Annotated in this window: 15 protein-coding genes and 1 tRNA gene; 9 read left to right on the top strand and 7 right to left on the bottom strand. The window is 63.8% G+C overall.

The window, feature by feature from the left end; genetic code table 11:
• Positions 1–66: 66 nt before the first annotated feature.
• From pyrE to rpoZ, 3 genes are all read right to left on the bottom strand, one after another.
• The gene (pyrE, locus tag ASC75_RS18635) at positions 67–645 is read right to left on the bottom strand and encodes an orotate phosphoribosyltransferase (RefSeq protein WP_055978513.1); all 579 of its coding nucleotides are present in this window, start codon (positions 643–645) and stop codon (positions 67–69) included.
• Positions 646–678: 33 nt separating this feature from the next.
• Positions 679–2910 carry a bifunctional (p)ppGpp synthetase/guanosine-3',5'-bis(diphosphate) 3'-pyrophosphohydrolase gene (locus ASC75_RS18630; RefSeq protein WP_055978511.1) on the bottom strand — a complete coding sequence of 744 codons (2232 nt, stop codon included), beginning with the start codon at positions 2908–2910 and terminating at the stop codon, positions 679–681.
• A 193-nt stretch (positions 2911–3103) separates the two neighbouring features.
• Positions 3104–3499 carry a DNA-directed RNA polymerase subunit omega gene (rpoZ, locus tag ASC75_RS18625; RefSeq protein WP_055978509.1) on the bottom strand — a complete coding sequence of 132 codons (396 nt, stop codon included), beginning with the start codon at positions 3497–3499 and terminating at the stop codon, positions 3104–3106.
• Between the two features lie 281 nt (positions 3500–3780).
• On the opposite strand from rpoZ, the gene ASC75_RS18620 reads away from it, so the two are divergent.
• Together ASC75_RS18620 and ASC75_RS18615 are read left to right on the top strand one after the other, a co-directional pair.
• Positions 3781–4362 (top strand): NYN domain-containing protein, encoded by a 582-nt coding sequence (locus ASC75_RS18620; RefSeq protein WP_055978508.1) that lies wholly within the window; start codon positions 3781–3783, stop codon positions 4360–4362.
• The gene (locus ASC75_RS18615) at positions 4362–5024 is read left to right on the top strand and encodes a uracil-DNA glycosylase (RefSeq protein ID WP_055978506.1); all 663 of its coding nucleotides are present in this window, start codon (positions 4362–4364) and stop codon (positions 5022–5024) included. The genes ASC75_RS18620 and ASC75_RS18615 overlap by 1 nt, the downstream gene beginning before the upstream one ends.
• A gap of 613 nt (positions 5025–5637) precedes the next feature.
• On the opposite strand, the gene smpB is transcribed toward ASC75_RS18615, so the two are convergent.
• Together smpB and dapA are read right to left on the bottom strand one after the other, a co-directional pair.
• Entirely contained in the window at positions 5638–6117 is a 480-nt protein-coding gene (gene smpB, locus ASC75_RS18610) for an SsrA-binding protein SmpB (protein ID WP_055978504.1), read from the bottom strand.
• Between the two features lie 225 nt (positions 6118–6342).
• Entirely contained in the window at positions 6343–7224 is an 882-nt protein-coding gene (gene dapA, locus ASC75_RS18605) for a 4-hydroxy-tetrahydrodipicolinate synthase (RefSeq protein ID WP_055979217.1), read from the bottom strand.
• 231 nt (positions 7225–7455) lie between these two features.
• Between dapA and ASC75_RS18600 the strand changes: the two genes are divergently transcribed.
• Complete coding sequence (locus ASC75_RS18600; RefSeq protein WP_210309371.1) at positions 7456–9498, top strand: lytic transglycosylase domain-containing protein; 2043 nt, start codon at positions 7456–7458, stop codon at positions 9496–9498.
• A gap of 104 nt (positions 9499–9602) precedes the next feature.
• Positions 9603–10487 (top strand): alpha/beta hydrolase, encoded by an 885-nt coding sequence (locus ASC75_RS18595; protein ID WP_055978502.1) that lies wholly within the window; start codon positions 9603–9605, stop codon positions 10485–10487.
• A 136-nt stretch (positions 10488–10623) separates the two neighbouring features.
• Here the strand turns inward: ASC75_RS18595 and ASC75_RS18590 are convergent, their stop codons facing one another.
• Both ASC75_RS18590 and ASC75_RS18585 read right to left on the bottom strand, forming a co-directional pair.
• A complete protein-coding gene (locus ASC75_RS18590) occupies positions 10624–11547 on the bottom strand; it encodes a porin (protein WP_244487888.1) in 924 nt (307 codons plus the stop codon).
• 275 nt (positions 11548–11822) lie between these two features.
• Positions 11823–11913, bottom strand: a tRNA-Ser gene (locus ASC75_RS18585).
• A gap of 451 nt (positions 11914–12364) precedes the next feature.
• Between ASC75_RS18585 and ASC75_RS18580 the strand changes: the two genes are divergently transcribed.
• From ASC75_RS18580 to ASC75_RS18560, 5 genes are all read left to right on the top strand, one after another.
• Complete coding sequence (locus ASC75_RS18580; RefSeq protein WP_055978500.1) at positions 12365–13402, top strand: porin; 1038 nt, start codon at positions 12365–12367, stop codon at positions 13400–13402.
• A 307-nt stretch (positions 13403–13709) separates the two neighbouring features.
• The gene (locus ASC75_RS18575) at positions 13710–14585 is read left to right on the top strand and encodes a site-specific integrase (protein ID WP_244487887.1); all 876 of its coding nucleotides are present in this window, start codon (positions 13710–13712) and stop codon (positions 14583–14585) included.
• A 231-nt stretch (positions 14586–14816) separates the two neighbouring features.
• A complete protein-coding gene (locus ASC75_RS18570) occupies positions 14817–15929 on the top strand; it encodes a pyridoxal phosphate-dependent aminotransferase (protein ID WP_055978496.1) in 1113 nt (370 codons plus the stop codon).
• Positions 15930–16126: 197 nt separating this feature from the next.
• The gene (locus ASC75_RS18565; RefSeq protein WP_055978494.1) at positions 16127–17347 is read left to right on the top strand and encodes a CAP domain-containing protein; all 1221 of its coding nucleotides are present in this window, start codon (positions 16127–16129) and stop codon (positions 17345–17347) included.
• 83 nt (positions 17348–17430) lie between these two features.
• Positions 17431–19167, top strand: a complete 1737-nt coding sequence (locus ASC75_RS18560) for a type I secretion system permease/ATPase (protein ID WP_055978490.1) — start codon at positions 17431–17433, stop codon at positions 19165–19167.
• Position 19168 lies beyond the last annotated feature (1 nt).

Here is a 19168-nt window from a genome sequence, read left to right as displayed (position 1 = left end):
ACAAAGGGGAGGGTAAGATCGCGGCCACGACAGGCCAGAGGTAGGCGAGCGCGCTCAACATCCGCCTCAGATATTCCGGCTGCCTGGCTTTACCGCCGGGATCGCCGCCAGTTCCGGCGGCAGCTGATCGGCCGGATAGGCCGGAACCTCGTATTCGGCAAGCGCGATCAGCGGCACGCCGACATCGGTCTTTCCCGCCGAGCGGTCGATGATGCAGGCGGCGGCCACGACCTCGGCGCCGAGCTCGGCCAGGCAGGCAATGGTCTCGCGGATCGACAGGCCGGTGGTGACGATGTCCTCGACGATGACGACGCGGGCGCCCTTCTCTATTTCAAAGCGGCGCAGGCGGAAGGTGCCCTGCTCTCGCTCGACCCAGATCGCCGGAACCTTCAGGTGGCGTGAGGTCTCATAGGCCGGGATCAGCCCGCCGATCGCCGGTCCGACGACATAATCGATGTCGCCGGCGACATCGGCACGGATCTTGTCGGCCAGCGCCTTGCACAGCACCTCCGTCTTGTCGGCGTGCATGAAGACGCGCGCCTTCTGCAGGAAGGTCGGGCTGCGCAGGCCCGAGGTCAGGATGAAATGGCCTTCCAGAACGGCACCGGCCGAGCGGAAGATGTCGAGGACGTCGCTTGTCTGCATCGGTTTCGTCTTTCCTGTCGCGCGGCCCCGCCGTCAGCCATTGACGCGGCGGGCGTCGCTGACGCTGGTGTTTTCCTTGAGCTGGGAGATCAGCCGGTTCAAGTGCTTGAGGTCCCAGACCTCGAGATCGAGCAGCATTTCGGTGAAGTCGGGCGCCGTGCGCACCATCGACAGCGTGTGGATGTTGGCGTCGTTGGCTGCCACCACCTGGGCGATGTCGGCGAGCGAGCCCGGCGCGTTGATCGCCGTCACCGTCAGGCGTGCCGGAAAGCGCTCCTTGGAGTCCTCGTCAAGATCCCAGCGCACGTCGATCCAGCGCTCGGGCTGGTCGTCGAAGGCCATCAGCGACGGCGACTGGATCGGATAGATGGTGATGCCGGAGCCGGGCTGCATGATGCCGACGATGCGGTCGCCCGGCACCGCGCCTTCCGGCGCAAAGCGCACCGGCAGGTCGCCGCTGACGCCGCGGATCGGCACCGCCGGTCCCCAGCGCTTGCTTTCCTTGCGCGGCGGCGTCGACGAGCGTCCCGGGATCTGGAACAGCATGCCGGCGGCGTTGCGGATCTTCGACCAGCCTTCCTCGCGCGGCTTCGCCGACTGGGTGACGCGCTCTTCCTTGTAGTCGGGGAAGACGGCGCGGACGACGTCGTTGGACGACAGCTCGCCGCGGCCGACCGAGGCCAGAACGTCCTCGATGTCCTTGCGCGCCAGCCGGTGCAGAACCGGCTTCAGCCCGTCCTTGGTGAACTTCTTGCCGGCGCGCTCGAAGGCGCGTTCGAGGATGCGGGTGCCGAGCCCGGAATATTGCTTGCGGATGGCGTTCTTGGTCGCCCGCCGGATCGCCGAGCGGGCCTTGCCGGTGACCACGATCGATTCCCACGCCGCCGGCGGCACCTGCGCCTTGGAGCGGATGATCTCGACCTCGTCGCCGTTCTTGAGCTCGGTCATCAGCGGCATCACCCGGCCGTTGACCTTGGCGCCGACGCAGGTGTCGCCGACATCGGTGTGCACGGCATAGGCAAAGTCGATCGGCGTCGCGCCCCGGGGCAGCGCGATCAGCATGCCCTTGGGCGTGAAGCAGAAGACCTGGTCCTGGAACAGTTCGAGCTTGGTGTTTTCGAGGAAATCCTCGGGATTGTCGCCGTCGGCGAGCTGCTCGATCGTCCGCCGGAGCCAGCCATAGGCGTTGGTTTCCTTGGAGATCTGGTGCTCGGCGCCGTTGGTCTTGGGCACGTTGTCCTTGTAGATCGAGTGCGCCGCGACGCCGTACTCGGCGACCTTGTTCATCTCGCGGGTGCGGATCTGCAACTCGATGCGCTGGCGCGACGGACCGACGATGGTCGTGTGGATCGAACGGTAGTCGTTCTGCTTCGGCGTCGAGATGTAGTCCTTGAACCGCCCCGGCACCATCGACCACGTGGTGTGGATCGCGCCGAGCGCGCGGTAGCAGTCCTCGACGCCGTCGACGACGACGCGGAAACCGAAGATGTCGGACAGTTGCTCGAAGGACAGCGCCTTGGTCTCCATCTTGCGGAACACCGACCACGGCTTCTTCTGCCGGCTCTTCACCGTCGACTTGATGCTGTATTTCTCGAACTGCGCCGACAGCGCCTTTTCGATGTCGGCGAGCACGCCCTTGTTACGCTCGGAGAGGTCGGCCAGCCGCTCGGTGACGGTGCGGTACGCCTCCGGATTGATGTAGCGGAAGGCCAGCTCTTCCAGCTCCTCGCGCATGCCCTGCATACCCATGCGGCCGGCCAGCGGCGCATAGATGTCCATCGTCTCCTCGGCGATGCGCAGGCGCTTGCTTTCCGGCACGTGATGCAGCGTGCGCATGTTGTGCAGCCGGTCGGCGAGCTTGACCAGCAGCACGCGCACGTCCTCGGAGATCGCCAGCAGCAGCTTGCGCAGATTCTCCGCCTGCTCGGCCTTCTTGGAGACGAGGTCGAGTTTCTTCAGCTTGGTCAGGCCCTCGACCAGCCTGCCGATGTCGGGGCCGAACAGCTCGTCGATCTCGGCGCGCGTCGCACTGGTGTCCTCGATGGTGTCATGCAACAGGGCGACCGCGATCGTCGCCTCGTCGAGATGCATGTCGGTCAGGATCGCCGCCACTTCGAGCGGGTGCGAAAAATAGGGATCGCCCGAGGCGCGGCGCTGATGGCCATGCTTCTGCATGGCATAGACATAGGCCTTGTTGAGAAGTGCCTCGTTGACGTCAGGCTTGTAGCGCTGGACGCGCTCGACAAGCTCATACTGACGCATCATGGGCGGCTTCCCGTAACTCGAAATGAATCATGCGCCGCAAGGGCTTGCGACGCATGTCATAGATAAACACTGATGTGGCGGCGCGGAAGTGCCGATTGGCCGGTTTGGCGCGCGTTTTGGCGCGACACGAGACCTTTTTGAGAATTCGCCCCGCCGTCTCAGGTGGCCGGCAGGGTAGAATTCTCGACAGGTCTCAGTAGTCGTCGCTCTTTTCCGGTGCCACCAGGCTCTCGATGCCGGCGAGCAGGTCTTCTTCCGACATGCGGTCGAAGTTGATGTTCTCTTCCGGCTCGTCGCTGTCGACGGCGGAGGCCGTGGTCTGGTCGGCAGGCTCGGGCGCCTCCGGCTCGGGCTCGTCGACCTCGACGTGCTTCTGCAGCGAGTGGATCAGGTCTTCCTTGAGATCGTCGGGCGAAAGCGTCTCGTCGGCGATTTCGCGCAGCGCCACGACCGGGTTCTTGTCGTTGTCGCGGGGAAGCGTGATCTGCGCGCCCTGCGAGATCTGGCGGGCGCGATGGCCGGCGAGCAGCACCAGCTCAAAGCGGTTGTCGACCTTGTCAATGCAGTCTTCAACGGTTACGCGGGCCATGAAGTGCCCCTTTCATGCATGGATTTGACGGAAAGCTGGCGCGTGCATTAACCTGAAAGGCCGCGCAATTCAAGCGTGAAGCCTGCTTTGCCTTCCAAGCGACAGCGTCGCGCCACCGGCCCACCCACAATTATTTTACCGCTTCACAACCCTGCCCCTCTTGGAATGATGCACCACGGGCGATATTTGCCGCATTGGGGCAAGTCATTGATTTGGGGAGAAACCGGGCGCTCGATATTGACGTATTTGGCGACAGCCTATTTCAACGAGGAAATTTTCCTATGTTTGATCCGCGCGAGAAAATCGCACTCTTTATCGACGGAGCCAACCTGTACGCGACCTCCCGCGCGCTGGGCTTCGACATCGACTATCGCAAACTGCTTTCCAGCTTCCAGAAGCGCGGCTACCTGCTGCGGGCCTATTATTACACCGCCCTGGTCGAGGACCAGGAATACTCCTCGATCCGCCCGCTGATCGACTGGCTCGACTACAATGGCTTCAAGGTCGTCACCAAGCCGGCGAAGGAATTCACCGACGCCACCGGGCGACGCAAGATCAAGGGCAACATGGACATCGAACTGACCGTCGATGCCCTGGAACTCGCCGATGTCGTCGACCACTATGTCATCTTCTCCGGCGACGGCGATTTCCGCACGCTGGTCGAGGCCCTGCAGCGCCGCGGCCGCAAGGTCTCGGTGATCTCGACCATGGCTTCGCAGCCGCCGATGATCTCGGACGACCTGCGCCGCCAGGCCGACCACTTCATCGACCTGATGACGCTGAAGGGCGACATCGGCCGCGAGCCTTCGGAGCGCCCGGTCCGCAAGGTCGACCCCGTTGATCCGGCGACCGACGACATTTGATGCTGTCGTCGCCTGCCCTGCCCGTCGATCCCGACCGGGATTGCCCGCTCTGCCCGCGCCTGCATGATTTCATTGCCGGCTGGCGGCAGCGCGAGCCGGGCTGGTACAACGCGCCCGTCCGCAGCTTTCTTCCGCCCGAAGGCGAAGACAGCGTGCGCTTCCTCATCGTCGGTCTCGCGCCGGGCGTACGCGGCGCCAACCGCACCGGGCGGCCGTTCACCGGCGACTATGCCGGCGACCTGCTCTACGCCACGCTGAAGCGCTTCGGCATGGCCCGCGGCGAATTCGAGGCGCGGCCCGACGACAGCCTCGAACTGATCGGCACGGCGATCACCAATGCAGTGCGCTGCGTGCCACCCGACAACAAGCCGGTGGGCGCCGAGATCAACACCTGCCGCACCTTCCTGGTGCCGACGATCGCACGATTCCGCAACCTGAAGGCCATCCTGACGCTCGGCTCGATCGGCCACCAGTCGACCGTTAGGGCGCTCGGCGCACGTGTCGCCGCCGTTCCGTTCAAGCATGGCGCACGCTCCGACGTCGGCGGCATCGCGGTTTTCTCGAGCTATCACTGCTCGCGCTACAACACCAATACGGGCGTTCTGACGGAAGAAATGTTCGTCAATGTTTTCCGCGACGTAGCCAAATTCCTGCAGGAATAGAGTCAGCCCTGCGACGTCCGAGCACGGTTTTCCGGCGGATAAGTCACTGATATTTCCTTACTTTTTAGCTTCCCTGCCAACCTTCTCACGGTCGGAACCGACATTTTCCCACTGCACCCTGTCAGCAACTCTGTCAGCATGCCGCGTGGATAGCCGCCCGCCTTTTTCCACCCCCTCTCAACCTCCCGTATCATTCACCTCGCGATCTTCCACGGGACTCCGGTGCGCACCGGGCAACGGGGGGAAGCGCCGGTGCCGGGCTGGCAGGAGGTCGGATCTTCTGCTGGGTGATGAGCCCCCAAGCCTGGGCCTTGCTGTATCGGAAGGCACGGCCTCGCGCCCCGCTTCCCGAACTTCCTCATCCTGAGCTTGTCGAAGGATGACAATGGCCAGGCGCGAAAGCGAGCGTGGCGGTGAGCAAGCTTGGCTTCTTCTCCCCGTGAACGGGGGGAGGTCCAGGCAAGAGGATGAGGGGTAGCGCAAATCTCTGATGCGGCACGCGCCCAGCGCAACCCTCATCCTGAGCCCAAGCGCAGCCCTCATCCTGAGCCTGTCGAAGGATGGGATGACGAGGCGCCTGCCTTCTCCCACGTGGGAGAAGGCAATACCCGACCTACCCGCGCTCCTTGAGCAGACGTCCCTTCTCGCGGTTCCAGTCGCGCTGCTTTTGGGTCTCGCGCTTGTCGTGCAGCTTCTTGCCGCGCGCGACGGCGAGCAGCATCTTGGCCATGCCGCGATCGTTGAAGTAGATCTTGAGCGGCACGAGCGTCATGCCTTCGCGCTCGATGTTCTGGGCCAGCTTGGCCATCTCGCGCTTGTTGACGAGCAGTTTGCGGCGGCGCCGCGTCTCGTGGTTGAAGCGGTTGGCCTGGAGATACTCCGGCACATAGGAGTTGATCAGCCAGAGTTCGCCGCCCTCGAACGAGGCGTAGGACTCCTGGATGTTGGCCTGGCCGAGGCGCAGCGACTTGATCTCGGTGCCGGTCAGGACCATGCCGGCCTCGAGCGTGTCGAGCACCTCATAATTGAAGCGCGCCTTGCGGTTTTCCGCGGCGATCTTGTTGTTGGGGTCGGACTTCTTGCCCTGGCTCATGGCATCGCAATCTGTTTGGTGCGTCCTTCGGGGCTCCCCCTCGACAAGCCGGGGTGCACTTCAGGGCGAGGAGGTTGCCGCAACAGCCCGAGCCAGGCGCGAGAATCGCGAACTGGTGGACGAAGCGGAACGGCTTGCCTCATTCTGAGGCGCGGAGCCTCGGGAACGCACGATCCAAAGAGCCCTACATGGCTGCGGGGAAGCTATTCCGCAACCCTTGTGGGTTCAGTTGATGAGGCCGGCGTGCTTCATCGCCGTGTCGATCTTCTCGGCGGTGGACGCCTCGACGGTCATCAGCGGCGAGCGCAGCACGTTCTGGATCTTGCCGAGGCGCGACAGGGCATATTTCGCACCCGATGCGCCGGGCTCGATGAAGATCGCCTTGTGCAGCGGCATCAGGCGGTCCTGCAACTCGAGCGCCTTGTCCTTGTCGTTGGCAAGGCTCGCCTGCTGGAACTCGGCGCAAAGACGCGGCGCGACGTTCGAGGTCACGGAAATCGCGCCGACGCCGCCATGGGCGTTGAAGCCGAGCGCCGAGGCATCCTCGCCCGACATCTGGATGAAATCCTTGCCGCAGGTGATGCGCTGTTCGGAGACGCGCTCGACCTTGCCGGTCGCGTCCTTGACGCCCTTGATGTTCTTGAAGTCGTGCGCCAGCCGTCCCATCGTCTCGGGCGTCATGTCGATGACCGAGCGCGGCGGGATGTTGTAGATGATGATCGGCAGCTTCGTCGCCTCGGCACAGGCGGCGAAATGCGCATAAAGCCCGCGCTGGGTCGGCTTGTTGTAATAGGGCGTGACGACCAGTGCGGCGTCGGCACCAACGCTTTCGGCGAACTTCACCAGGCCGACGGCCTCTTCGGTGTTGTTCGAGCCGGCACCGGCAATGACCGGCACGCGGCCGCGGGCGACCTCGACGCAGATCTTCACCACCTGGCGATGCTCGTCATGACTCAGCGTCGGCGACTCGCCGGTGGTACCGACCGGCACCAGGCCGTTTGTGCCTTCGGCGATCTGCCATTCGACGAACTCGCGAAAGGCTTTCTCGTCGAGACGGCCATTCGTGTCGAATGGTGTCACGAGCGCGGTGAATGAGCCTCTCAGCATATCGTCCAACTCCAGGAACCCTACGGTTTCACGGTCTGTTTGATGTCGCCGGCTTTCTAGCCGAAAGCGGGGCCGCGCACCATAGTCTCGACACCAATTTGCGGCAAGTGTGAGCGCCACTTATATGAGTTCGAATCGAACGACCGCGCTAACCTTTCATTAACCGGCTCTTCACCAGATAAACCTAGTCTCGAACGATCCGCTCCCGACCACACCCCGCAAGGATAGGGAATGACCAAGATCATTCCGGCAGCCAGGCCGCATCATCTCGCGCTTTTGAGCGCTCTTTTGACCCTGGTGCCCCTGCCCGCCGGGAGTTCCAGCATCGACCCGCAGGCGACATCGGCCCTGCCGTTCGCGTCGATCGGCAAGCCGGATGCGGTGCGCGCGGCCTTCGGCACGATCGATCAGCTCAAGAACGGGCTCGACGCCCTGTCCAGCGGCGATTTCACGCAGGCCCGTGCGGTGCGCGACAGCCTGCCGGCGACCGCGCTCGACCGCCACATCCTGATGTGGGCGATCGCCATCAATGGCGGCGACAAGGTTCCCAGCGCCGACATCGCGGCTGCCGCCCAGGCGCTGCCATCGTGGCCGGGCCTCGCCACGCTGCGCCGCAACAGCGAACGCGCCATGGCGCGCGAGGCGCCGGCCCCGCGCGTCGTCGTGCGGGCCTTCGCCGGCAGCGAGCCGCAGACCGTCCAGGGTGCGATGCTGCTCGCCCGCGCCCAGGTGGAGCTCGGCGACGCCAAGGCGGCGCGCGCAACCATCGCCCCGTTCTGGCGCACCGAAAAGCTCGAGGCCAAGCAGGAAGTCGCGGTCCTCGCCGAATTCGCAGCACTAATCCCGGCGGCCGACCACCGCATCCGCATGGAAAGAATGCTCTATGCGGACCGGGTCAACTCGGCGGCCCGCGTCGCCGAACTGGCCGGCGCCAAGCCGCTGGCCGACGCCTGGTCGGCGGTCATCAAGGGCGACAAGAAGGCGGCGGCGCTGCTCGAAGCCGTACCGGCAAGCCAACGTTCGGCCGGCTATTTCTTCGCCAAGTCGCGCTACCTGCGCAAGCAGGACAAGTTCACCGACGCAGCCGCCGCCATGCTCAAGGCGCCGAAGGACAGGGCCAGCCTGGTCGATCCCGACGCCTGGTGGATCGAACGGCGCGTGCTGTCGCGCGAATTGCTCGATGCCGGCGACATCAAGACCGCCTACCGGATCGCTGCGGCGCATTCGGCCGAAAGCCCGACCAATGCCGTCGAAGCCGAGTTCCATGCCGGCTGGTATGCGCTGCGCGGCCTGAACGATGCCAAGACTGCGTCGGTCCATTTCGAACGCATCGCCAAGATTGCCGGAAGCCCGATCTCGCTGTCGCGCGCCTATTACTGGCTCGGCCGGGCGGCCGAGGCCGGCGGCCCGGGCAACGCGAAGGACTATTTCGCGCGGGCCGCCACCTACGGCACCACCTTCTACGGCCAGCTCGCCGCCGAAAGGATCGGCCGCAAGGCGCTCAACGTCGCCTATCCCGCACCAACCGCCGCCGACCGCCAGACCTTCGCCCAGCGCGAGGCCATCAGCGCGATCACGCGGCTCGAAGGCGCAGGCTACCCCGCCTATGCCGAGATGCTCTATCGCGATCTCGCCGCGCAGTTGAACAGCCCGGGCGAATTGGCGCTTCTCGCCAACATGGCCGAGAGGCAGGACAACCACTATCTCGCCCTGCGCGTCGGCAAGATTGCCGCCCAGCGCGGTCTCGACGTCGGAGCATTGTCGCATCCGGTCGGCGTCATCCCGACTTCGGCAAACATCTCCGGCTCGGGCAAGGCTCTTGCCTATGCGATCGCGCGGCAGGAAAGCGAGTTCAAGGTCTCGGCGGTTTCCAAAGCCGGAGCGCGCGGGCTGCTGCAGCTGATGCCGGGCACGGCAAAGGACCTGGCGAAGAAGGCCGGCCTGGCCTATTCGCAGGATCGCCTCACCTCCGACGCGGGCTACAACGCAACCCTGGGCGCGAATTTCCTCGGCGAGCAGCTTGGCCGCTTCGACGGCTCCTACGTGCTGACCTTCGCCGGCTACAACGCCGGCCCGCGCCGCGCCGACCAGTGGATCGCGCGCTATGGCGACCCCCGCGGCAAGGACATCGACACGGTCGTCGACTGGATCGAACGCATCCCGTTCTCGGAGACCCGCAGCTACGTCCAGCGCGTCATGGAGAACTATCAGGTCTACAAGATGCGGCTGTCGGGCAGCTACGACATCAATGGCGACCTGATGAACGGCCGTTGAGGCGCAGTTGTGCCTGCCTCCATGCCGATTTGACCTCGCCCCGGGGCTTCGCTAGCTAGTTCGGGCAAGCGCGGCGGCGCTCTGGGTGCGGGAGAAGCGGCGCGATGGTCAACGGGAACGGCTTTTCAGATTTCTTCTACGCGTCGCAAGACGGCCTGAAGCTTCATGCACGGATATATGGCGATAGCACTCGAGGCGGCTTGCCGGTCGTCTGCCTGCCGGGACTGACGCGCAACGCACGCGATTTTCACGAGCTGGCGCTTCGCCTTGCCAACGATCCGGAAAATCCCTGTCGAATCATATGCTTCGACTATCGTGGCCGCGGACTGTCGGCCTACGATCCGAACTGGCAGAACTACAATGTCGGGGTCGAGACGGCGGACGTCATCGCCGGTCTCGACGCACTGGGCATCGATGAAGCTGCCTTCATCGGCACGTCGCGCGGCGGCCTGACCATCCATGTGCTCGGCGCGATGCGCCCTGCCCTGATCAAGGCGGCGGTGCTGAACGACATCGGCCCGGTGATCGAAGCGGCTGGACTTGCGCACATCCGTTCGTACCTGGAAAACGCCCCTCGCCCGGCCGATTTCGCCGGTGCGATCGAACTGCAAAAATCCATCCACGGCGCGGCGTTTCCGGCGCTGGCCGAGGCCGACTGGCAGCGATTCGTCCGCGCCATCTATCGCGACGAAGACGGCAGGCCGGTCGCCGACTACGACCCGGCCTTGATCAATACGGTTACGGCCATGGATCTGACCCAACCGCTGCCGGATCTATGGCCGCAGTTCGAGGCGCTGGCATCGGTCCCAATGCTCGCGATCCGGGGCGAGAATTCACGACTGCTGTCATCAGCAACGCTGGACGAGATGGGGCGGCGACATCCGCAATTCGAAGCGATGACGGTTGGCGACCAGGGTCACGCGCCATTGCTGGAGAGCGGAGATCTACCTGACAGGATCGCCGGGTTCCTGAGCAAAAGCTCAGCTTAGCCCATCTATACCTGCTATCGCCACATGCCGGCTGAGCACACCGCCGGGTGCAGGCGGCCGGGTCCACGGCACATTTCACAACGAAAAAACCCGGCGGTTGCCCGCCGGGTTTTCCTCAGATCAGCAGATAAGCTGATTAGAACGAAGCGTCGAGACGCAGGAAGCCCGAGAACACGCCGTCGGTAGCAACATAGCTGTCGCCGTCGTTGTAGTTGAGCGCGAGCTTGGCACTCAGATTTTCGACGACCTTGTAGTCGATGACCGCGCCAATTGCCCAATCATCGGCGTTGCTCGACATCGTCTGGCCGGTCACGAAATTACCGAAGTGGCGTTCCGAGAAGTACTGACCACCAGCGCCGATCGACAGCTTGTCGTTGACGGCATACTTCAGGTAGCCACCGAGCGACCACTCGTAGCCGGAGTAGTGATCGAGCACACCAAACCAGGTTGCACCGGATTCATAGGTTGCAATGGCCTGAATGGTCAGCGCATCAGTCGCCTTGACGTTCGCCACGCCCTTGAGGGCGAACTCTTCGAAGCGGTCGTCATAGGCAGCGAACAGGTCGACCGAGCCCCAGCCCTGCGACACCGAAACCTTGCCAACGACGAGCGGCATGTAGTCGAAGTTGCGGTCTTCTTCTTCCAGGCTGAGCGACACCGCGATGCCGTTGCCGGCGTCGAAGGTGTAGCGGATCTGGTTGATGAAGTCGCCGCCGCCCTTGTCGAACTCGCCGGCGAGGGCACCATCCCACAGGGTGTCGTTACGACCAACCATCAGGCCGCCGAGTTCGAAGAAGGCGTAGCGGAGACCCACGCTCGAGTCATCCGAGTACGTGCGGTAGCCGATTGGGGCAACGGTGCTTGGCACGCCGAACGAGCCACCGTCGTTGGCAAACTCAACTTCGATGAAGCGGCGGAACGTGCCGTATTCGGTTTCCGAACGGGCGTCGAGGTTGACGCGGGCCTTGGTGGTCTTCTTCCAACCGTCGTCGTCTTCAGCGAAGCCGATCTCGTAGCGAACGAGGCCGCCGATCTTGAGGCAGGTCTCGGTGCCGGGGATGTAGTAGAAGCCCGCGCCGTAGACGTCGCAGATGCGGACGTATTCCAGACGACAGCGTCGGCCGCACGAGCGCCGGAGACTGCGAGCAGAGCCGCAGCGGAGCCGAGAAGAAGGCTCTTAATGTTCATTTTCTGACCTCCAGTCAGAATCGCGATCGCAAGCCGAAAAACGGACGAACAAGCGAGCACGATAGCGCCGCAATCGCTGGCCGTTTCGACGCAAGCGATTGAAATAGCGATTGTTTCTGGGATTCTTGAGATTTGGCGGCTTGAAGCTGGCGGAGAGGATGGGATTCGAACCCACGAGAAGCTTTTGACCTCTACTCCCTTAGCAGGGGAGCGCCTTCGACCACTCGGCCACCTCTCCGTTGCGCGCTGGATAAAGAAAAGGTGCGGCACAATCAATAAGGCTTTGCGTCAATCGACGGGAAAAAGCGCTGTCTGCCTGGCGAATTACGAATCGGCCGCGCAGCTGCTGTCGCCGAATGCCTTGGAAAAGGCCTACGATTCGAAGCTTGGCACTGTCCCGCATTGCCTGGATGCCCAGAAATGCGGTGTCGAAACGGCGCCATTTCTTAATGAGTTCTTTATGGAGGGTATCAAATCGTGTCATTTGTGCAACATCGCCATGCGATAGAGCGCCGGGACGCCCTTGCCGGTTGCGTTGGTTGTTGAACCGCGGCGGCTCATGGGTAATGTCGGGGTCGAAGAGGGAGCGCGGTGCGCATCTTTTTCAAACGGGGATGGGGCAGGGAACGCTGTCCTTCAGCAAAAAATACCCAGACCCTCTTTTGAAACTTTTGACTGGAGGTCAGAAAATGAACATTAAGAGCCTTCTTCTCGGCTCCGCTGCGGTCGTCGTCGCTGAGCCGGAACCCATGGAATACGTCCGCATCTGCGACGTCTACGGCGCGGGCTTCTACTACATCCCCGGCACCGAGACCTGCCTCAAGGTCGGCGGCCTCGTTCGTTACGAGATCGGCTTCGACGACAACGACGACGGCTGGAAGAAGACCACCAAGGCCCGCGTCAACCTCGACGCCCGTTCGGAAACCGAATACGGCACGTTCCGTCGCTTCATCGAACTCGAATTTGCCAACGATGGCGGCGAGACGCTCCGCAACCTCGCTGGCGATCCGATCGGCTATGACGGCGACGACTCGACCTCGAAGATCCGTTATGCCTTCTTCGAACTCGGCGGCCTGATGGTCGGTCGTAACGACACCCTGTTCGACGGCGACCTCGGCGGCGAGTTCGACTCCGGCGGCGGCGACTTCATCAACCAGATCCGCTACACCTTCGACGCCGGCAACGGCATCGCAGTGTCGCTCGGCCTGGAAGAAGAAGACCGCGATTTCGACTACATCCCGCTCATCACCGGCAAGGTTTCGGTGTCGCAGGGCTGGGGCTCGGTCGACCTGTTCGCCGGCTATGACGACCGCTTCGAAGAGTTCGCCCTCAAGGGTATCGCTCGCATCAAGGCGACCGAGGCTCTGACCGTCGAGCTGCTCGCAGCCTACGAGTCGGGCGCCACCTGGTTCGGCCTGAACGACTTCTACTCTGGCTACGACTACTCGCTCGGCGGCTACCTGAAGTACCAGGTCAACGAGAAGCTGCGCGTCGGCTTCGGCGGCCAGTACTTCGCTGACGCTCACGTTGGTGACTTCATCAACAACACGACCATCGATTCGGACCTCGACGACTGGCAGATCGGCGCAGTCATCGACTACACGATCGTCGAGAACCTGAACGCCAAGCTCGCTCTCAACTACGGCGATGGCGACACCGGTCGCTTCAACGATGTCAACGGCGACGGCTCGTTCAACGGCTTCCTCCGTCTCGACGCCTCGTTCTAATCGACTGACGTCGTAAGCAATAAGGCGGCCCGGGCTTCGCAAGAATCCCGGGCCGTTTTTCTACCAGCGGAAAGTGCTGGGAACCTGTCAAAGCGGAGGAGGAGATCGACGCTGTAAGGCACGGTTCACGACAGGGGGAACGAAATCGTGATGTTCCCACAGGCTTGTCGTCAGCCGCCGTCATCTTGTAGGCCGCCACTCACTGGAGTACCCATTGCCTCCAGTCACGGGACGGTTGCCGACACTCATTATGAAGAAGTCAACTTCACGGAACGATATTATGAGCGGCCATCATTCAGCCGCCCTGATGACTAATTGCAAAGTCACATACAATTTCAGCACTATCAAAGAAGTAAAGTCATTCAGGGTTTTAGAACTTTTTTCTCAGTACAAAGATATTTTATGGGATGACGGAAAGCACAAGTACAATGTCAGCTCCTTTATCGGCGAGATCGACGAGGTTCTTCTAGGCGAACGCTTCAGTGCATTCTCCCAGGAAACGCTCGACGGCCTGATAGGCTCCCTGCGCCAACGCGGTAACAGCAACGCGACCATCAATAGAAAGATGGCCGCTTTGAGCAAACTACTGCGCAAGGCCTATAAAATGGGTGACATCCACAGCCTGCCGGAGTTCCGCCGCCAGAAGGAACGGGCGGGACGAATCCGCTTTCTCGAGCTCGAGGAAGAGGACAGGCTTTTTGCTGCCATCAAGGCCAAGAGCGAGGACGCCTATCGGCTTTCCGTGTTCCTGGTCGATTCGGGCTGCCGCCTCGGCGAGGCGATCGGCCTCATCTGGAACGACATCCAGGACACCCGCGTCAGCTTCTGGATCACCAAATCCGGACGCAGCCGCACCATCCCGCTGACCGCACGCGCCCGAGAAACGACCAAATGGCCGGCCGATCGCGGACCCCGGCCGAAGGGCCCGTTCGCGATGCTGACGCAGCCGCAGTACCGGGCGATCTGGAACGAGGCCAAGGCGGAAGTGGGCCTGGGTGCCGACGACCAGGTGGTGCCGCACATATTGCGCCACACCTGCGCCTCGCGCCTGGTGCAGGGCGGCATCGATATCCGTCGCGTGCAGATGTGGCTCGGCCATCAGACCTTGTCGATGACCATGCGCTATGCCCACCTGGCGACGAACGATCTCGACCGCTGCGTGGTGGTGCTGGAACGGCACTGAGGCTGGTGGACCCGCCGGGACCTGCGGCGGGCCGAAACGGCCCGTCATCAATATCGTCTTCGGCCCACGCCTCCAGGGGCGTGGCCGTCATATCCTGGTGTCGTCGGTTATCGGGCACACCGATCCACCGCAGCAACAAAGCGCTGCACGTCGCGGCTTTTGTGTCGTATAGGCAGGTGACTTCGTCGGCGCAGGCGCCGGCGTTCCGTTCGTTTCATCAAGAGTTGCCTCATGTCCATGCGCCCGCCGCTCACGCCCGTCATCCGTGCTCTTCCCTCGACCGTGCCCTTCGTCGGGCCGGAAGCGCAGGAGCGCGACCGCGGCAAGCCGTTCCGCGCCCGGATCGGCGCGAACGAGAGCGGGTTCGGCCCCTCCCCGCGCGTCGTCGCGCGCATGGCGAAGGCTGCGGCCGAGATGTGGAAATATTGCGACCCTGACAACCATGACCTCAAGGTCGCGCTGGCGCGCCATCTCGGCGTCGCCGTCGAGAACGTGGTCGTCGGCGAAGGCATCGACGGCCTGCTGAACCTGGTGGTTCGCATGTACGCGACGGAAGGTACGCCCGTCGTCACCTCGCTCGGCGCCTATCCGACCTTCAATTTCCATGTCGCCAGCGTCGGCGGACGCCTGGTGCCGGTGCCATTCCGCGACGACAAGGAAGACCTCGAAGGGCTGCTCGCTGCGGTTAGGCGCGAGAACGCACCGGTCGTCTATCTGTCCAATCCCGACAATCCGATGGGCAGCTGGTGGGAAGCGGGCGACATCCTGCGCTTCATCGAGGCGCTGCCTGAGACCACGACGCTGATCCTGGACGAGGCATATGGCGAGACCGCGCCCGCCTCGGCGCTGCCGCCGGTCGACATCTCGCGCCCCAATGTCGTGCGCATGCGGACCTTCTCCAAGGCCTATGGCCTTGCCGGCATACGCTGCGGCTATGCCTTCGGCGACGCCGAGGTGATCGCCAGCTTCGAGAAGGTGCGCAACCACTACGGCGTCAGCCGGATGGCGCAGATCGCCGGCGAGGAAGCGCTTGCCGACCAGGCCTATCTGGCCGAGGTGGTCGCCAAGGTGGCCGCCGGACGCGAGCGCATCTCGGCGATCGCCAGCGACAACGGGCTGAAGCCCCTGCCCTCGGCGACGAATTTCGTGACCATCGACTGCGGCCGGGATGCCGCCTTTGCACTCGAGGTGATGCGCAACCTGCTGGCGCGCGACGTCTTCATCCGCAAGCCGATGGCGCCGGTGCTCGACCGCTGCATCCGGGTCAGCGTCGGCCTCGAGCACGAACTCGATATCTTCGCCGAAGAGCTTCCGAAGGCAATCGCGACCGCCCGCGGCGCCTGAGCGCAAAAAGACGATTTCAACCGTCGATAGACGCAGCGCCAGCCGCAGCATACGGCTGCGCGAAGATATATGCGCATATCCTAATTTATTCATTCGAGCGCCGCATCATCAACACAGTTCCTGCCTAGGCCGGTTTTCGGGCGGAACGGGACATTTTGGGGGTCCAACAGCAATCTAGAACCAACCGGGGAGACCCTATGCCTCAGCACAGCGCCAACGAGCAGTACTTGCTCGAGCTCATCAACGCGGAGCGCGCCAAGACAGGCGCCCAGCCTCTGGCATTCGACAACGACCTAAGCGAAGCCGCTGAAAATCACGACAGATGGATGCTTTCGGCGGACGTATTTTCGCACACCGGTTCCGGCGGCACCTCGCCGACGACGCGCATGAAGGCGGCCGGCTACACGCTCAGCGGCTCGTGGGCGACCGGCGAGAACATCGCCTGGGCGACCACCCGCGCACCGACCGGCTATACCGACGAAGTGAAGCTGCTCCACACCAACCTGATGAATTCCTCCGGACACCGGGCGAACATCCTCAACCCGAATTTCCGTGAGGTCGGCCTTGGCTTCGAGGTCGGCGACTACAAGGGCCGTTCGAGCGCCTTCGTGACGGAAGATTTCGCCAAGACCGGCTCGGACTTGTTCCTGACCGGCGTTGCCTTCGACGACAAGGACGGCGACCGTTTCTACGATCCGGGCGAAGGATTGGGTGCGATCACCGTGACGGCCAAGAACGCCGCCGGCCAGACCTTCAAGACCACGACATCGGCCGCCGGCGGCTATGACCTGGTGCTGAAGCCCGGCACCTACACGGTGACCTTCTCGGGCGCCAACATCGCGACGTCGACGCAGACGGCGACGATCGGCACCAAGAACGTCAAGAAGGACCTGATCGACCCGGTGATGAAGTCGGGCACGCTGGCTGCCACCGAGACCGCAGACGACGCAGGCACGGCTGCACCGACCGCGCCGACAAAGCCGGTCGACGTTGCCGACACCACCGATACGGGCAACGCCGGCGGCAACAGTGCCGGCGGCAGCCCCGCCAGCACCTGGCTCGCCGACTTCTTCAAGAAGATGGACCATTTCGGCCAGGACCAGGGTACGCGTGGCGAACGCGAGGTTGCCGGCTCCGCCGACGCTTCGGCCAAGAAGACTGTGGCGCTCGACGGCGACCACTTCAACTTCAGCTCGAAGGTGGCCGCGCACGTCAATGCCGACCAGGTCAACGATACTGCCGACGGCGGCCATGTCCAACAGGCTGTCGATCATGCGATCGCGGCGCTGCAGGCGCACCTGCCTTCGGACGGCCACGGTGTGGCCGATGCGGGCGATGCCGCCCAGGCGGCAGTCGCCAAGATCCTGGCGCAGATGGCCGCACATTCGGGCCACCAGAACGCCGACGTCGCCGCCTGACCTTTCTTGCGACCTAAGAGGCGGGCCTCGTTTCGGCGAGGCCCGCCGCATTGCAGCCGAGCGGCTGCCATGGGGGATAAGTCCTGACCCACCCGCTTGCGAATGACCCGAACCGCCGCTCCGAGCTGCGCGATGCGCTCGGCTCCTTCCGCGGCACGTTCGTCGCCGTTGCCGGCTTCAGCGGCCTGATCAACATCCTGATGCTCTCCGGCTCGCTGTTCATGCTGCAGGTCTACGACCGCGTGCTGCCGAGCCGCAGCGTGCCGACGCTGGTGGCGCTGATCATCCTCGTGGCCGTGCTCTACGCCTTCCAGGGCGTGCTCGAAGCGGTGCGCGCCCGCGTGCTGACGCGGATCGGCGCCGGAATCGACGAAATCATCAGCGGCCGCGTGTTCAATTGCATAGTGCGGCTGCCGCTGCGCACGCGCGACCGTGGCGAAGGGCTGCAGGCCATGCGCGACCTCGACCAGGTCAGCGGCTTTCTCTCCGGCGCTGGCCCCGCCGCTTTGTTCGACCTGCCGTGGATGCCGCTTTATGTCGGCATCTGTTTTCTCTTTCATCCGTGGATCGGCGTCGCGGCAATGATCGGTGCGCTGCTGCTCGTGGCCCTGACGGTGCTGACCGACCGCCTGGTACGCGGGCCGACCAAGGCGATGTCCGGCTTCAGCACCCGGCGAAGCGCCATCGCCCAAGCAGGCGCCCGCAATGCCGAGGTTCTCGTCGCGATGGGCATGAGCGACCGGCTGGCAACGCGCTGGAGCAAGGCAAACGGCGATTTTCGCGAGGCGCAGGAGCGCGCCAGCGACCTGACCAGCGGCTTCGGCTCGGTGTCGCGCATCCTGCGCATGATGCTGCAGTCGATGGTGCTGGCGCTGGGCGCCTACCTCGTCATCTACCAGCAGGCGACGCCGGGCATCATCATCGCCAGCTCGATCCTGACTTCGCGTGCACTGGCACCGATCGAACTCGCCATCGCGCACTGGAAAAGCTTCCTCAACGCGCGCCAGAGCTGGCGCCGCCTCGACGACCTGTTCGCGGCCATGCCGGCCAGCGAAGGCGGCATGTACCTTCCGGCACCGACCGCCGAACTGGCCGTAGAAGGCGTCAGCGTCGTCGCGCCGGGCGACCGGCGGCTGGTGGTGCAGGATGCAGAATTCACGCTCCAGGCAGGATCCGGCATGGGCGTCATCGGCCCCAGCGGCTCGGGAAAATCCTCGCTGGCGCGTGCGCTGGTCGGGGTGTGGCCGCTGATGCGCGGCAAGATCAGGCTGGACGGCGCTGCACTGGAGCAATGGCCGGCACAATCGCTTGGACGCCATATCGGCTACCTGCCGCAGGACGTCGAGCTGTTTGCCGGAACCGTGGGCCAGAATATTTCGCGTTTCGAGGACGAGGCGCCATCCGAGACGATCATCGCGGCGGCGAAGGCAGCCGGCGTGCATGACATGATCCTGCGTCTGCCCGAGGGCTACCAGACCGAGATCGGCGAAAGCGGGGCTGCACTCTCCGCCGGCCAGCGCCAGCGCGTGGCCCTGGCACGCGCGCTCTATCGCGATCCGTTCCTCGTCGTGCTCGACGAGCCCAATTCCAATCTCGATGCAGCCGGCGACCAGGCCCTGACGCAGGCCATCGAGCGCATCAAGGCGCGCGGCGGTATCGTCATCGTGGTCGCGCACCGGCCGAGCGCGCTCGCGGCCCTGGACCACCTGCTGGTCCTCGGCGGCGGCAGGCAGCAGGCATTCGGCCTGAAGAGCGACATCGCAAGGCAGGCACTGCAACCCGTGCCGGTGCCGCTCCATGCAGTGGGAACGGCGGGCTGAC

The sequence above is a fragment of the Aminobacter sp. DSM 101952 genome, assembly GCF_001424795.1.
Lineage (GTDB): Bacteria > Pseudomonadota > Alphaproteobacteria > Rhizobiales > Rhizobiaceae > Aminobacter > Aminobacter aganoensis.
Note: the sequence above shows the minus strand (reverse complement) of the source record. Positions and strands in the feature narration are given on the sequence as shown.